At 51.7% G+C, this 11538-nt stretch carries 19 protein-coding genes; 13 read left to right on the plus strand and 6 right to left on the minus strand.

What is annotated here, in order from left to right; genetic code table 11:
• Positions 1 to 440 precede the first annotated feature (440 nt).
• The 6 genes from GF1_RS07930 to GF1_RS07955 all read right to left on the minus strand — a co-directional run bounded on the left by GF1_RS07930 (position 441) and on the right by GF1_RS07955 (position 3557).
• Positions 441 to 950, minus strand: coding sequence for a DDE-type integrase/transposase/recombinase (locus tag GF1_RS07930; RefSeq protein WP_326491624.1), 510 nt, complete (start codon positions 948 to 950; stop codon positions 441 to 443).
• Entirely contained in the window at positions 895 to 1203 is a 309-nt protein-coding gene (locus GF1_RS07935; RefSeq protein WP_267925988.1) for a hypothetical protein, read from the minus strand. The genes GF1_RS07930 and GF1_RS07935 overlap by 56 nt, the downstream gene beginning before the upstream one ends.
• Positions 1204 to 1460: 257 nt before the next feature.
• The gene (locus GF1_RS07940; RefSeq protein ID WP_267925989.1) at positions 1461 to 1613 is read right to left on the minus strand and encodes a transposase; all 153 of its coding nucleotides are present in this window, start codon (positions 1611 to 1613) and stop codon (positions 1461 to 1463) included.
• A gap of 56 nt (positions 1614 to 1669) precedes the next feature.
• Complete coding sequence (locus GF1_RS07945) at positions 1670 to 2275, minus strand: hypothetical protein (protein ID WP_267925990.1); 606 nt, start codon at positions 2273 to 2275, stop codon at positions 1670 to 1672.
• A gap of 259 nt (positions 2276 to 2534) precedes the next feature.
• Entirely contained in the window at positions 2535 to 2846 is a 312-nt protein-coding gene (locus GF1_RS07950; protein ID WP_267925991.1) for a nucleotidyltransferase family protein, read from the minus strand.
• Positions 2847 to 2909: 63 nt separating this feature from the next.
• Positions 2910 to 3557, minus strand: coding sequence for a LexA family transcriptional regulator (locus GF1_RS07955; protein WP_267925992.1), 648 nt, complete (start codon positions 3555 to 3557; stop codon positions 2910 to 2912).
• Between the two features lie 173 nt (positions 3558 to 3730).
• Between GF1_RS07955 and GF1_RS07960 the strand changes: the two genes are divergently transcribed.
• The 13 genes from GF1_RS07960 (at position 3731) to GF1_RS08015 (ending at position 11530) form a co-directional block, all read left to right on the plus strand.
• A complete protein-coding gene (locus tag GF1_RS07960; RefSeq protein ID WP_267925993.1) occupies positions 3731 to 4216 on the plus strand; it encodes a MerR family transcriptional regulator in 486 nt (161 codons plus the stop codon).
• 176 nt (positions 4217 to 4392) lie between these two features.
• Positions 4393 to 4629, plus strand: coding sequence for a helix-turn-helix domain-containing protein (locus tag GF1_RS07965; RefSeq protein ID WP_267925994.1), 237 nt, complete (start codon positions 4393 to 4395; stop codon positions 4627 to 4629).
• Positions 4630 to 4640: 11 nt separating this feature from the next.
• Positions 4641 to 5006, plus strand: a complete 366-nt coding sequence (locus GF1_RS07970; protein WP_267925995.1) for a hypothetical protein — start codon at positions 4641 to 4643, stop codon at positions 5004 to 5006.
• 22 nt (positions 5007 to 5028) lie between these two features.
• The gene (locus GF1_RS07975) at positions 5029 to 5229 is read left to right on the plus strand and encodes a hypothetical protein (RefSeq protein ID WP_267925996.1); all 201 of its coding nucleotides are present in this window, start codon (positions 5029 to 5031) and stop codon (positions 5227 to 5229) included.
• Positions 5226 to 5465 carry a nicotinamide mononucleotide transporter gene (locus GF1_RS07980; RefSeq protein ID WP_267925997.1) on the plus strand — a complete coding sequence of 80 codons (240 nt, stop codon included), beginning with the start codon at positions 5226 to 5228 and terminating at the stop codon, positions 5463 to 5465. Before GF1_RS07975 ends, GF1_RS07980 begins: the two co-directional genes overlap by 4 nt.
• Positions 5462 to 6790, plus strand: a complete 1329-nt coding sequence (trfA, locus tag GF1_RS07985) for a plasmid replication initiator TrfA (RefSeq protein ID WP_267925998.1) — start codon at positions 5462 to 5464, stop codon at positions 6788 to 6790. Before GF1_RS07980 ends, trfA begins: the two co-directional genes overlap by 4 nt.
• The gene (locus tag GF1_RS16460) at positions 6783 to 7013 is read left to right on the plus strand and encodes a DUF551 domain-containing protein (protein ID WP_353740405.1); all 231 of its coding nucleotides are present in this window, start codon (positions 6783 to 6785) and stop codon (positions 7011 to 7013) included. Before trfA ends, GF1_RS16460 begins: the two co-directional genes overlap by 8 nt.
• 408 nt (positions 7014 to 7421) lie before the next feature.
• Positions 7422 to 8375 carry a phage antirepressor N-terminal domain-containing protein gene (locus GF1_RS07990; protein ID WP_267925999.1) on the plus strand — a complete coding sequence of 318 codons (954 nt, stop codon included), beginning with the start codon at positions 7422 to 7424 and terminating at the stop codon, positions 8373 to 8375.
• A 142-nt stretch (positions 8376 to 8517) separates the two neighbouring features.
• Positions 8518 to 9114 (plus strand): sigma-70 family RNA polymerase sigma factor, encoded by a 597-nt coding sequence (locus tag GF1_RS07995; RefSeq protein WP_267926001.1) that lies wholly within the window; start codon positions 8518 to 8520, stop codon positions 9112 to 9114.
• Positions 9104 to 9484, plus strand: coding sequence for a hypothetical protein (locus GF1_RS08000; RefSeq protein ID WP_267926003.1), 381 nt, complete (start codon positions 9104 to 9106; stop codon positions 9482 to 9484). Before GF1_RS07995 ends, GF1_RS08000 begins: the two co-directional genes overlap by 11 nt.
• A 442-nt stretch (positions 9485 to 9926) precedes the next feature.
• Positions 9927 to 10418: an OmpA family protein gene (locus GF1_RS08005; protein WP_267926004.1), complete on the plus strand. Its 492-nt coding sequence runs from the start codon at positions 9927 to 9929 to the stop codon at positions 10416 to 10418.
• Complete coding sequence (locus GF1_RS08010; protein WP_267926005.1) at positions 10418 to 11143, plus strand: DsbC family protein; 726 nt, start codon at positions 10418 to 10420, stop codon at positions 11141 to 11143. Before GF1_RS08005 ends, GF1_RS08010 begins: the two co-directional genes overlap by 1 nt.
• 81 nt (positions 11144 to 11224) lie before the next feature.
• Complete coding sequence (locus GF1_RS08015; protein ID WP_267926006.1) at positions 11225 to 11530, plus strand: hypothetical protein; 306 nt, start codon at positions 11225 to 11227, stop codon at positions 11528 to 11530.
• Positions 11531 to 11538: the final 8 nt, after the last annotated feature.

Here is an 11538-nt window from a genome sequence, read left to right on the forward strand (position 1 = left end):
TAACTATCCTTTTATCAGATTATAACTTATCTGGTTTCTCAAATAGTGAGTACCCTCTAATTTTTTTTTGTGATTTTTCCACAAAATTCTCTGCCTTTCCATCCTAAGCTCACCATTGTTTTAGTTCAGTTGGAATTGGAGAATCCTCCTTCCAAAATTAGTGGGTTTGAGCTCCAGTGCCTGAATACTGCCAGGGGCAAGGATGACAAGATCGTTCCTTTGCGTCATCATGTTCAGGTTCAGCTAGCCGGGGCCGGGGTGACAAGGCTGCGTAGCGCCCCGAAGGGGGCTTAGCCTTGTCGGCCCGGTTTCGGCCAGCTATCCGCTGTTGGGAGCACTGAGCAGCTGCCTTTTGACGCCTTTTCAGTGCCCTGGCGGCTCTGGCCGCCTCAAGTTTACGGTCTCGTTCTTTGACAATCTGTGTCTCCCGTCCCTCCAGCTTATCCTTGGGGGGCTATATAGGCCGATGGCACTGTGCAGCCGTTCATCGTTATAGTGTACGCTATATAATCGGCAATCCGGGCCCTAGCCTCAGCAAGGAAGAGTGCCACTTTGGGACGGATACATTCTGTTTTGATTGTCTTGTGGTAACGCTCCAGTTTGCCGTTGCTCTGCGGGTAAAAGGGCGATGTCCTGACATGAGTCATTCCGGCTGCACGAATGTACTCCTTAAAATCTCTGACGATAAACTGAGGACCATTGTCTGAGATAATTCGTGGCATTGCCTGTGGAAATTTCTCCCTCGCACGCTGGAGGATGATCTCCACATCCTGTTCGGTCATTGCCTCGCGCAACTCCCTGTGGACAATATAACGGCTGTAACCATCCAAAATGGTACAAAGATAGTAAAACGTTCTGCAAATATTTACATAGGCAACGTCGATATGCCAGTGCTCATGCGCTTTCAGGGGCTGGACAAATCCTTTCCCCCTTCCTGGAAGGCTTGCTATTCCAACGCCGCAGAAAACCCTCCTTTTTCAGCACACGGTACACACTGCTGGGGCTGACAGCAACAATATCCTGATCCAGCATCATGAAGGTCAGGCGACGATAACCTTCCAACGGGTGCTCAAGGCTGAACTTGATAATGGTCTGCTTCTCCCAACCCTCAAGCCAGAAATCACGGGGAACTAGGCCATTATGCTCACTGGCCTTGCCGTAGCGGTTCTGCCAGTTGTAGTACTTGCTGGGACTGACCCCCAACCATTGGATGAATCGTGTTACAATAATATCAGTACGTTGTGACCAATACCGAACAAAGTCAATGATCCTGTCACGGGTATCATGGGGAACTCACGAGGCTTTCAGGGAACCCCAAGTATTTTTTTAAATCGAACGTGTTCCTCCATGAACTCGAACAGTACTTCGTTTTTAACCTGCAGCTTGGCCTCCAGTGCGTCAATTCGTTTGCGTTCCGATTTTTTCCGCCGAGCCTCGCTCTTGTCAAAAACCGCCGAACCCTATTCGAAAATTTCCTTCTGCCAACGGTAAAACACTGTAGGATGGAGCGAATACTCGTCGCACAGGTCAGATACCGCCACCATGTCAATGAGATGGCGCTTGAGAATAGCTACCTTCTCGGCAGCTGAGTAGGTTTTGCGTTTCCGTTTCATCTTGAATTCCTCCTATCCTACTGAGTAAGTTAACTCAATTTGAGGAATTCTCCAATTCACACTGAACCAAAACATTCTCGCGGCCTGCTGCCGGTCAGGAGAACAAAACGGGAATTGCTGGGAACTTCGTCAATGGTTTCACACCACATTCCAAGATCGTCTGTCGACATTTTGTCCCAAGGTACTAAATTCTCAAGCGACATGAAGTAGTCGATGAGTGAATTGCGCGTCTTAAAAAATAAAGGCAAGTCGGACTCGTATTTATGAAAATAAACGTATAATTTCTCTCCAGGAGCACATTCCGCGTCTAGTATTGCTTTAATGAATGCATTCTGGAAGGCTTGTATCTCGGATTCTTTCATGCCTATATAGGAAAACATTTCTTTCGCTTCAGCCCAAATGTAACCGATTTCCATTCTCTCAAGTGATGCTTCAGAAATCACTTGCCTTGCTGCATCTTTCAAAATTTGCAAATCCTCAGCATGCATAGTAAACGGGCCGTATGCTGGCCAAGCACCGTATCGTCCTAATGTAGTATTTCCACCTTTCGACGAAGCGGCAATATATTCGAGTCCCATATCCATTGTTTGAGCTGTTGGCAGCGCGACAGGCTCATTTATAGATTCCAGCCGCCTCAACAATTGCACACGATCTTGATCCATAATCTCACCCTGAATCAGAGTTGGCCCGAGATCTAGTGGCTCATAAACGCCACTGAGGCCATTTTTTCGAGGTTCAACCGGTTTGCAAATGACTGATTCAAGCCACTAGGCTTTCATGCCAGCATGGTCTTTGAAAATCTGACAATATCTTTAGTAAAAAGGCACACTATCACCTATTATCGGCAGATGAGAATGGAATTTTGAGGTGGACCCCACAGACCCTGCTATCTGGCTGAGTTTCTCCAGAAGCAAGTCCTTGTCATACATAGCGGGCCTCTTTATCTAACCGCTTCTTCAGATAGGGATTCATGCGTGGGCGATAACGAACCAGGTCCACCTTGCAATGCAGTATCTTTTCAAGATCTTCTTTCAGATTCACCATACGCAGGAGATCCGGAACCAGTGTCTCCACCACCACGTCCACATCACTGACCCCTGTGGCCTCATCCCTGGCCACAGATCCAAAAATTCCCAGCTTGGTCACACCATATCGTTTAGCCAGCTCATCCCTGTGCATACCAAGAATTCGTAAGACCTCGGCCCGTTGCAACTTATTCCTGGTTTCAGTCATTTCGCTTCCTCATCCGGCTCTTCCTCACAAACACGAAAAAGGCCCCTTCAGGCGCGCGCAAGCTCACACGTATTCTTTCCTTTTCTCCACCACCACGCCGACGATCCGGAACTCCCTGCCGGTCATGTCCATGATCGGATAACGGTAGTTCAGTGGCTTCAGGTAAATACAGCCACCATCTTTCACAAACTGCTTCAGCGTGGTTTCTCCGTTGCCGTCCGGCCCATTATCCACCCTGGCAACCACAAAGCTGCCGGAGACCGGCTCCCTGGCCGGGTCCACAACGATAATATCCCCTTCCCGAAACTCCGGCTCCATCAAGTCCCCTTCCACACGGAGGGCAAAAGCATCGGGACTGACACGACTCAACGTCGGCACCCACTCTTCATCATCATCCGAATGAGAAGGGTCCGTTCTTCCGGCCCACTCCCCGGCCCGCGTCCATGATATCAGCGGAACGCTGGTCCGGAAATCCTGCCCTGAAGGAAGATTGGAGTCCGCTTTTGCCAGCTGCTCGCGCAGAGTGGCAAGCCTCTGCTCTATCTCATCATCAGAACGTCCGGCGAGGATGAACCGGCCAAGGGCCAGCATCTCCTCGTATGTGCAACCAAGGGCATCGGATATGCGTTCTTTCAGGTTTTGGCCTGCACTTTTTCTTTTCCCGAGAATATCGCTTAAGTGGTTAGGAGAGATACCCACACGGACAGCCAACTTACTTTTCGCACCTCGGCCCTTGGCTTCCAGCCTATTTCGCAGAGCTGCCACAAAACATTCATCTGATGAGTTCATAACTGACTTTTAAGCAATCGGCTTAATTTAAGCAACTCTAAACTAAGCTTAATTTCATATTTGACAAACTTGTGCTTTTTGCATAGTATTAAGCCATGAAAAGAGGAACGCTTAAACATATTGCAAAGTTTTCAGGAATCACCCCTCAACATTTAAGCGACATTCTTGCCAGAAGAAAAACACCATCTCCCCGCCTCGCTGTCACCCTTGAAGAGCACTCCGGTGTTTCACGCGTGCTCTGGGTTTGGGGCACGCGCGAAGAGTTGAGGGCGGCACTCGAAAAGGCTTTTCCTAAGCCGAAGAACACGAACCTAAGCAAGCAGATCAATTCTGGACAGGGCAATGCTGACCAGATGCTAATTACGGTGGACGAAGCGGCGCGAATCACCGGGATGTCGGCTTCCTGGTGGCGTGCAGCAGTTATCGGGCGCAAACCGATGCCGCCCGTCCGGGTGATAAGGTTTGGTAAGTCGGTGCGTCTGCACCTCGGTGATTTGCTGCGATATATAGAACAAGAACAAGAGGGAGAACATACCAAGCAGCGTCGCAAGCCGAAAAGCCCCCCCGGAAGAGTCCCATAACAGACGTCAGCCTGTCCGCCGCACAAAACAGCGCCTCCCGACGAGCCGCTGCATCTCTCTGCCCATAGAGACACATATACGCATATTTAATCTCTTAGAGGAGGGTTAGTGGATACTGGTACAACGGAGATTCGGTATCTGCAACACATTAAAACCAGGAAGCCAAGGAAAAGCAGATGGCGCACAGAAAGATAACAGACCGGAAATACACCAGAGAGGAGGCTGCAAAAATTTGCGGTGTAAGTCTTCGCACCATCGACCGGGCAATAAAAAACGGTGAACTGGAGGCATACAAGCCCGGAAAGGAGGTGCAGATTTTCGAAAGCGATCTGTCCGAATGGTTTTTTTCAAAACAGATCAGCCGCAAACGTATCGGTCGTCCGCGCCGCAAGGTTCGCATAACCAGACCATAAAAGAGGCGACCGTGGCTCATCTCAACGAACATGGCGTGCTGACCGGTGGCCGCAAGATCGTATTGGCCCGAGGAAAGCGGTTCCTGGTGGTCGCCACATTATGCGAGTTTCACGGGCAGTGGTACTTCGGGGTCAACGTTAAGGTCGGACGGACGGAAGTTGACAGTTTCGGGTTCGGTTTTCTCCCGGCTCCGAAAAGAGACAAACCGTACCCGACATTCGACGAAGCCCTGAACGCCGCCCGGTTATATGCGGAACGGGTGATCCGGGACAGGACCAGGAGAAAGCACACTCCCATCAACCCGCCGGTGAAAGCCGCAGCCAGGAAGGCCCTCGAAGCCCTGTACCGGGAACGTCAATTAAAGCTGTTCGGCTGAAAGTATAAGCGCAAGGTGCGAAATGGAGAAGGTAAGAATCTGTGTCATCTGCCGGGAACCATTTTTTTCCAGTGGCAACAGGGCCAAATACTGCTCTGTCCGGTGCCGTCTCGCTGCCCAGAGCACCAGGAAGACCAGGATAGGCCGTCCCCTCTTCAAGACCGTCCCGGAAGGCAAGTCAACAGCCCCGGCCTCAAAGGCCGGGGTCTATCGCGCAGCATGATGAAACAGCGGCTCCAGACCACAGTTCCCCTCTTCCGGTGGGTCCTGACGGCCATGGGCGTAACAGGAGCGTTTCTTAATGCCTTGGGCGATGGAACCTGCTTTGTGATCTGGATTCTGGCCAATATCGGCTGGATAACCGTCAACCTCCAGCGGCGGTCAGGGCCGGAGGTTGCTCTGTTCACGGTCTATTTAGGTACGGCTGTTCTTGGCCTTGTTACCTGGGGGATGCAGTGAGCAAACCGGCTGAGAAGACACGGGAAGTAACGTCGTTCGAATACGACGGCAAACGGATAAGAGTCATCCTGGACAAACAGGGCCGACTCTGGTGGGTGGCGAAGGAAGTCTGCGAGGTGCTTGGGTTACGGAGCCCGTCCGTGATTGTACAGGTACTGGATGATGATGAACGGGTTAAAAAAAATTTAGGCCGCCAAGGCATGACCTGGCTCGTCAACGAGTCCGGGCTTCACGCCTTGATTTTCCGTAGTAACGAGCCCAAGGCCAAATCGTTTCGCAAGTGGGTAACATTGGAGGTGCTGCCCACGATATACGAGACCGGCAGTTACCGGATCAAAGAAAATCAGAATCCCTTCATCCTGTCGCCCATCGACCAAGAATCCAGCAAGTCTTTTCGATTGGCCGGACCTTCCAGCCACGGGAAATGGGAGACAACACCATTAGCCAACCACCCTGTCCAAAAGGAAAAGGTAGAGGCTACCCTGGAACCTGTTAATGACGGCCCCAAACCGCTGCCGGACTCACTTCCGTCCACTGAACCAGTGAACTTGCCGCCATGCTCATCAACCAATCATGTTTCACCAAACATATGCCTGCAATCAGCATTGTTTGGGATCGTAAAAAGAGGACATCGCAGAACAATGAACAACGAGCTGATAGCATCATTCACAGGCGCAACGGTTAAATTTTCGGGTCAACAATTTGACCAGGGAGACATGGATGTCTTCCTACAGGCTGTTCACTTATCTGCCAAGCAGAAAAATCAACGGCCTGATGGATTGGTTCAGTTCACTGTCCGCAGTTTTCTTAAAGCGATAGGAAGGAAGCCAGGAAAATCAGGTCAGGAATGGCTGCTCAATTCGATTCGTCGATTAACGACCTCATTAGTCGAGATTGAAATACGCTCACGTAACCAAGTTGCCGCTCCTGATAGGTACGGAGGATCACTTATTGATGAATTTTATTTCAGAGGTGCTACCCAGACCTATTACTTGAAAATCAATCCCAAATTAGCGGCACTGTTCGATGCTGGCTGGAGCGCTCTGGACTGGCAGCAACGGCTATGTCTTCGGACCGATCTTGCCCGGTGGCTGCACGGATTCTACGCCAGCCAACAGGCGCCCTACCCCTGCAAAGTGTCGACCATCCAAAGGCTGTGTGGCTCCGAAGAACGTAGATTCAGCAACTTTCGCATTAAGCTCAGAAAAGCTCTTGAGCAGCTCGTTGAGTCTGGTGCCATCAGGTCTTGGGAGATAGACAGGGAGGATAAGGTTCATGTGCAACTGCCCAAGAGACTCCCGGAGAGCAATCAACAGCATGGCTGAACAGCGCAAACGGGACCAGGGCTGTTGGATAGCGGTAAACGATAGGTTGCCTCTGCCCTATGTGGATGTCCTGGTTGCTCTGCACAGCCCGGAAGGTCAGATAGTGGACCTGGGATACAGAAACCGGAAAGGCGTTTGGTTTTACGCGGACATCAACAGGGAAAAAATCCTGGCTGCAGTTGCATACTGGCATCCACTTCCAGATCCACCCCGGTGGGGTTGAGACACATCAGGCTTAGGGCGTGGCATATCAGGTGTAAAGGCGAAAATAACGCTACATCAACCCGTTAAAACTAACGACCTAAAAAAACTTAGGGCGTGGCATAGCGGTCGTGAGGGCGTGGCATTTCAGGTGCAAGAGCGTGGCATATCAAGTGCAAAGGCGTGGCATAACAGGTGCAAGGGCGTGGCATATCAAGTGCACCCCGTGGCATTTCAGGTGCACAAGGCGTGGCATAACAGGTGCGTATGGCGTGGCATTTCAGGTGCACAGTTGACATTTTTGACATCGCAAAAATCACATAAAAACAAATTGATCTACTACACAGGCCCCGACCGTAAAAGTTTTTTAAAAGTTTTTTAAAAATAAAACGCGCGCGAGGGGGCCAAAGGCTCGGGCAAGGGAGGGACCATGGAAGAACTCATTCCAGTGCGCTTCCAGGAAGACACCCTCTTCCTGATCAGCTTCGGTAACGAACCTTACGTCCCCATACGGCCCGTGGTGGAAGCCATGGGGCTGGACTGGGAAGGTCAGCGGCAACGGATCAACCGCAACAGGGAGAGGTGGAGAGCCGTTATCGTGACAACCCCTTCTAAGGGTCAACTTCAGAGGCATCTCTGCCTTCCTCTCAGAAAGCTCAATGGCTTTCTGGCCACTATCGACGCCAGCCGGATCAGGAAAAAACTCCGTAAAAAGGTCCTTGCCTATCAGGACGGCTGTGACGACGCCCTCTGGAAACACTGGACCGATTTGGTTGCCGGCTGTCCTTCATGGACCCCGGAGAAGGTCAAGGTTGACATCTTTGCTGAAATAGATTGCCGGGCCAGGGAACTGGCAGACGAATACTGCGAGGCTATGCGGGAACGGATGCTGAAGGACGCCTTCGTCATGACCGGAACCGTTCCTCCCGAGCAATGGGAACCGCTGACCGACTGGAGGCGTTCTCTGGAGTTGCATGAAATAGCCTGGCGGTCCTGCCATTCAAGACTCTCATCTCTTGACGACAAGATTTCGCTCGACGGCACCACCCCCAGGGCCATAGCGGTGGCACAGGCACTTATCGAGGCTTGGTATGACGGAAAACGGTGCGGTGCGAATCCGGAAGGGTATGGCAACTACACCTCTCAGGAGATCGAGGCGATAAAACACGACTACCATGAGTACCTTCCCGTGGCCATCAGGCTGCTGAAGGGTGTCAGGGAGAACGAAGATCCCAGTCAGCCACGGTTGGAGCAGGCCGAGGATGGCAAGTTCTTCTGGCGGAAGGCCAGGTGGTACGTCAGCCAGTCGTTCAAGACCAGGGACCAGGCATGGAGGGCCTTGTCCAGGTCTGTCGTTCTCTGGGCCAGGGAAATTCAAGATTAGTGTCAAGAAATTCAAAACGGACCTTTTCTACGCCAGTTAATGAAAAATCCATACGAAGGTATAAGTGGAGGCTCAAAAAACAAACAGGGGCGAAAAATGACCCCTTGTGGACAGCATGGAGGGAGAGACAGGAGGGAGGTTTATGGATCACTCGACAGGGCTATCAAAGGAGGAGCAATGGCGGGCAGCCTGGGCTTGGGTGGAAGCCAACCGGTACATGGTAAAGGCCATGGCTGCCCGGTATCTCAAATTTATGGCGTCTGATCAGGAAGACATCATCCAGGAGGCTGTCATTGTCGCCTATCAGGTCCTCAACACTCTTGCCAGAAAAAACGTTCCTGCCAGCAGATATGGCGCATATTTCAGGACCATGTTCCGGACACGCTGTATCAAATTGGCCGCAGGTGGGCGTGTCACGACCACCTTTGACCTGGACAAGATTCCGGTAATAAGTCCAGACACCGATTTCTACGAAGTCGACAAAGCCATCATTGAAGCGGCACTGCAAATAATGACCGACCGGCAACGCCAGGTATTCCGCTGGATACTGGAGCAACCTGAACCGATCAACGCTACGGCAGTTGCCAGGAAATTCGGTATCCAGAACCGCTCTGCCCGCAAATTGATCAACAGTGGAATTAAACGAATCAGGAGAAATAAGAACATTGCAGATCAATATCGACCAGTTCGCACAGCAGTCAGTGATTCCCCGCAAACTCTTGCTATGGATGCGGGATAAGAGAATCATCGACGATCCCCTCACCGAGAAAAACATTGCCGGCCTGGAGATGCTGGAGCAACTATGGGGCCGCCACGAGGTTCTGCGGGCGCAACTGGGCCGGCTTTCCAAACCTCGGAGGCAGCGGCTGATCGACACCGCCGGGTTGGAAACCAAATGGGAGCGCTATGCCTATGGCCGCTACATGAACCTCGAAAACGGACAGAAGCTCGCCATGAAACAATTAATAGCTGAAATCGAGGAAACCTATGGTTTCTCCCTGAATAAAATTCAGGTCAGGCGCCTCTATCAGATCAGGGAAAAAATTTATTTCACTCGAAAAAAAAAGAAACGAGGAACAGTGACAGGCTCTCAAAATCATCATTCTTGACAGGCAAAAACATCGGTAATTTGCAACAAACAAAGAAAAAGAAACAAAGTTTCTTATGGTCGGTAATTTTCAGCAGGCCAAAATTCCCAAAACCTTCCCTCGTGTGAACCGCAAGGTTGCGCCACGTAGTGGCATGCCTGCCAAGGCTGTCTCGAAAAAAAATTTCCCTGTTTGAAAAAAAATTCAAAAAAAAGGTTCCGCCCCCGGATAAGAGAGGGTGAAGGGACTCCTCCTTTTTAAAACTCCCCTTTCATGAACGGCGCGATTTTTCCCTCCGTCAACCAGGGAGGGGTGACGTAAAGCGCCGTGTACGTCACCCCTCCCGCAACTGGAAAAAAAGATGCGGATAATCAGGACAACAATCCTGGTGGGAGCTTTGCTGATGCCAACCTTGACCGGGGCACAGACATTTGAAGTCAGGCAGGAAAAACATACATTCCGGATGGAGGTGACACAGGATGTCACCCGAGAGACTTTTGTGATCGGCCTGTTTCCGGAAACCACTCAGGAATCGAAAACTCCTGCCCGGACAGTCACGAGCAAAAAGCCTGTTGCCGTGCGGATAAACGTGCTTCCCACCCATGCCCGGAAAGCAAAAGCCATGAAATGCCGATTACCGGTTGTCCGGTTCAAGATCAACGACGCCACTCTTCAGGCAGGCCAGGAGGATGCAATCCTCTCCGGCCTGAAGAAATGCGGCATTACACATGACACAGGACTGGTAATCGTTGGCCACACATGCGATCTCGGCCCAGCCGAATTTAACCGGAACCTGTCCCTGCGCCGGGCGGCGGTTGTAGCCGATTTCCTCAAGAAGCACGGCTATGCCATAGCCATGGTCCAGGGAAAAGGCTCGGAAAATCCCGTAACACAGGACCCGGCCAGGCGATACCTGAACCGCCGGGTTGAAATCAAAGTACAGGAGAAGAACTGATGCTGAAACGTATTGCGATCTCAGTGGCACTGCTTGCCGCAGCAACAACCACTTATGCTGGCAGTTGTGGAGATGATGAAGCGGCTGACCTGGCAACCAGCGATGTTGCGGCTACGCTCAGGGAGACCTTTCCGAACTATCAGTTCCAGGAAATCAATCCCGCTCCGGTCTCCGGTCTTTACGAGGTGGTATCGAAGAACAATATCATCTATTTCGCCCCGGAAACGGGCCATCTCATTTTCGGGGAAATATGGGACAAGAAGGGCCAGAATCTTACCGCAAAAAGCAGGGACCGGCAGACAGCCAAGATGATTGAGAACCTGCCCCTGGACAAAGCGGTCAAGATTGGCAACGGCAAGCACAAGGTCATCGAGATCACCGATCCAGATTGTCCTTTCTGTCGCAAGGGCAGCAAGTTCTTCGCCAACCGCAGCGATGTGACCCGCTATGTCTTTTTCTTTCCACTGGCCATGCACCCCGATGCAGAGCCTAAAGCCATGTACATCCTCGGGGCTGACGACCAGGTGGAAGCATACGAAAGAGTCATGCAGGGCGAGTTGGACGGCAAGCCTGTTCCGGCACCGACCAAGGCAGCCCGTGACCTGCTGGAGGAACACAAGCGGATAGCAATTCAACTCGGCGTCAACGGTACACCGAGATACTGGATCAACGGCGTCTCTGTCTCCGGAGCAAACATTCAGAAGATCGAGTCGCTGCTTCAATAATCTCCCAATCAAATTCAAGGAGGTAAAAATGAGTAACCGGAACAATCAGATCAAAAACCTTGCAACCCCCGCAGCGGAAAAATGCCGTCAGGCAAAGATGGCCACGGCACTGGCTGTCTGCACCGCCGCCTGCCTGCTGGCAGCCGGAAACGCCCTGGCCTTCACCGCCCGGCGTCCGGCACCTTTGCCTATGACATCTACGACGTGGGGGTCAACCAGATCCTCAAAGGCCCCATCGGTTTTGTCGGCGGAGTCGGTGCGATGGTTGCCGCAGGCGTCATGGCGATCCGGCAGATGCTGTTGCCGGCAGCGGCCACCGTTCTCGGCGGAGCCTTCCTGCTGAAGGCCGACAGCGTTGTATCTACCCTGGGAGCCATCATCAGTTAAGGACAACT

It is taken from the genome of Desulfolithobacter dissulfuricans (assembly GCF_025998535.1).
GTDB classification, from domain to species: domain Bacteria; phylum Desulfobacterota; class Desulfobulbia; order Desulfobulbales; family Desulfobulbaceae; genus Desulfolithobacter; species Desulfolithobacter dissulfuricans.